Source organism: Streptomyces sp. NPDC002784, assembly GCF_053592135.1.
Genome location: NZ_JBSFVD010000143.1, coordinates 1 through 1,967 on the forward strand (window position 1 = coordinate 1; position 1,967 = coordinate 1,967).

The following is a 1,967-nucleotide window of genomic DNA, read 5'->3' on the forward strand; positions in this document are numbered from 1 at the left end:
CTCCCTTTCGGCCTATAACGGTTGGGGCCCCCCCTGGGGGGGGGCGGGGTTTTGGGGGCCGGTCCCTCCCGGGCCCATGGGATCGTGGGGGGGGGGGGCGACGACCTCGTCCGCAGAGGGCGGGCCACGACTCGGGAGGGTGTCTGGGCCGAGAAGGCCGTCAAAACCGAGGACGGCCACCCCCGGACCTGGGGCAGCCCCCGACCATACCCCGCCGCGCGCCCTCGGGGTGCGCCGGAAATGCCCCTGATCACTTCGCTGGCTGGGGGCTCGGGGCATGCGGGCGGCGGGTGGGGTCATAAGCGGGGGAGACCGTCCGGAGTGCCTGCTCTCCCGTGGATCGCCTTGTCGGGTCTTCTCCTGCGGCGCTGCTCCGTTCTGACTGGTTGTGACGGACGGGGAAAGGGAGTGCCGCGATGGAGGGCATGTGCGAGGGACGGGTGACGTATTTCAATCGGCAGAAGGGGTACGGATCTGTGCTGCCCTTCGGACGCAGCGACCAGGTCTTCGTGCGCAGCGAGGACATCGAGTCGGAGCGTCGGTTGTTGTCCGGGGGCAGCATGTGTCTTCCCTTTGCCCTCCCGTTGCTTTGTGTCCGGCTGGTTCGTTAGGCCGAGCGAGTAGTCAGCGGTGGGCCCCGCCCTGCGCGAACTGCGCACCGGGGGCGTCCCCCGCCAACTGGAGGCCAGTAAGTGACCACCCCGACCAATCTCGCAGCCGCGCCCTGGAAAGCGCCGGAGCCCCGGGAACTGCCGGAGTGGCGTGCGCGGGTGCTCGACGACATCGGTAGCGAGGACTCCATGCGCTCGCTCACGCAGGCCATCAATGCCGGGCACAGAGCCGTGTTCCCTACCGTGCCCGGCATGGATGCCTCACCCAGAGCGGTGGCCTCCATGCTGCTGGCGTGCTCCGAGGAACATCGCCTGCGCGAAGCCCACCTGTACTACGCGACCGCCGACATGACCTCGCTCGCGCTGGCCGCGGCCTCCACCCCGCCCACCGAGCCGGTCAAGAAGACGCGGTTGCCCTCCCCGTACGGGTTGATGGTGTTCGCCGAGCCGATCGGCGGCTTCACCCAGGATGTCGCCGACGTCCTGGCCGACTCGCCTCTGGCCCGCGACGGCACGCACGTGACCGTGACTACGCCCATCGTCGCCGTCAGCTGGGGTCCGTGGGCACCCTCCGACTTCGATATCGCCGACGGCCCGACTGCGCGCTGGTTCATTCAGCACACCCGCGGCCAGATGGAGCCAATCCCGCAGCACTTCGAGGGCGTGTGGCTCACCTTCTACGCTCTGGCGGGCAGTGCCATCGACGCCCTGGCGCCGGACACTGTGATCGGATCCCTCCCTGGCGGCGCCCCCATGACCGCCGCCGTCATCCAGTCGTACCCCCGCCGCGCGCCTCTGAACTGGGAAAACGAGACGGTCCTGGCTTTCGGAAAAACCTTCGGCGAGCTCACACCGAGCATCACCCGCCACTGGTCCCAGGTCGTCTACACCGCCTGGCAGCTGATGAGCCAGACCGGCAAGATCCAGCTCACCGAGGTCGAAGAGGTTCCGCGCGACCGCGCCGGCCGCAAGCGCGACCGCCGCGACGGCATCACCGGACCCTCCGAAGTTCGGATCGTCAACGTCCACACCGCTCACCGGCCCAGCCGGGCCGCTGCCGAACAGGACGCCACCGCCTCCACCGGCCGCCGCGCCCCACAGTGGTCCTGCCGCTGGCCCGTACGCCCCTACCGGCGCAACACCTGCCTCAACCCCCGCGCCCACGCCGACGGCGCGTGCGAACACGAGGACCGCGTCGTGCCAGCCCACATCAAAGGCCCAGTCGACAAGCCACTCAAGGTCGGCGAGACCGTGAACCTCTGGGCCCAACAGCCAGAAGACAGCTGACCGTTGCCCCTTGCAACGTGAGCCAGAGATAGGAGACCGGGGCCGACTCTCCAAGGCCCTCGCTGCTAC

1 protein-coding gene is annotated in these 1,967 nt (G+C 69.3%); it reads left to right on the forward strand.

The genetic code is table 11. The annotated features are described in order from the left end of the window. The first annotated feature begins 692 nt into the window (after positions 1-692). Positions 693-1,898, forward strand: a complete 1,206-nt coding sequence (locus ACWD1Z_RS37250) for a hypothetical protein (protein ID WP_451125326.1) — start codon at positions 693-695, stop codon at positions 1,896-1,898. Positions 1,899-1,967: the final 69 nt, after the last annotated feature.